Source organism: Janthinobacterium sp. ROICE36 (assembly GCF_002869965.1).
Classification (GTDB): Bacteria; Pseudomonadota; Gammaproteobacteria; order Burkholderiales; family Burkholderiaceae_D; genus Janthinobacterium.
The window spans coordinates 1-663 of the sequence record NZ_PEBS01000197.1; the positions used below are offsets into that span (position 1 = coordinate 1).

The 663-nt window shown below is 62.0% G+C and carries 1 pseudogene; it reads left to right on the plus strand.

The features are described 5' to 3' along the window. Window positions 1–663: pseudogene (locus CSZ94_RS27400) on the plus strand (thiamine pyrophosphate-binding protein); the annotation flags it as partial.

Genomic DNA, 663 nt, shown 5'->3' on the forward strand with positions numbered 1-663 from the left:
CGCCCGTCGTCATCATTACCCCGGAGACGGGCACCATGAGCATGGGCCTGGGCGGCTTCCAGGAAGCGAACCAGTTGCCGATGTTCGAAGAATTTACGAAATATCAAGGCCACGTCACCCATCCGGCCCGCATGGCTGAATACACGGGCCGCTGCTTTGACCGCGCCATGTCGGAAATGGGGCCGACGCAGCTGAACATCCCGCGCGACTATTTCTATGGCGAAATCAAGGCGGAAATTCCGAAGCCGAACCGCCTGGACCGTGGCGCCGGCGGCGAGCAAAGCCTCAACGATGCGGCCGAATTGCTGGCGCAAGCCAAGTTCCCCGTGATCATCTCGGGCGGCGGCGTCGTCATGGGCGAAGCGATCGAAGAGTGCAAGGCCCTGGCCGAGCGCCTGGGCGCACCCGTCGTCAACAGCTATCTGCACAACGACTCGTTTCCGGCCAGCCACCCGCTGTGGTGCGGCCCATTGGGTTACCAAGGTTCCAAGGCGGCCATGAAGTTGATCGCCCAGGCCGACGTCGTCGTGGCCCTGGGTTCGCGTTTGGGACCGTTCGGCACCTTGCCGCAGCACGGCATGGATTACTGGCCGAAAAACGCCAAGATCATCCAGATCGACGCGGACAACAAGATGCTGGGCCTGGTCAAGAAAATCTCGGTGG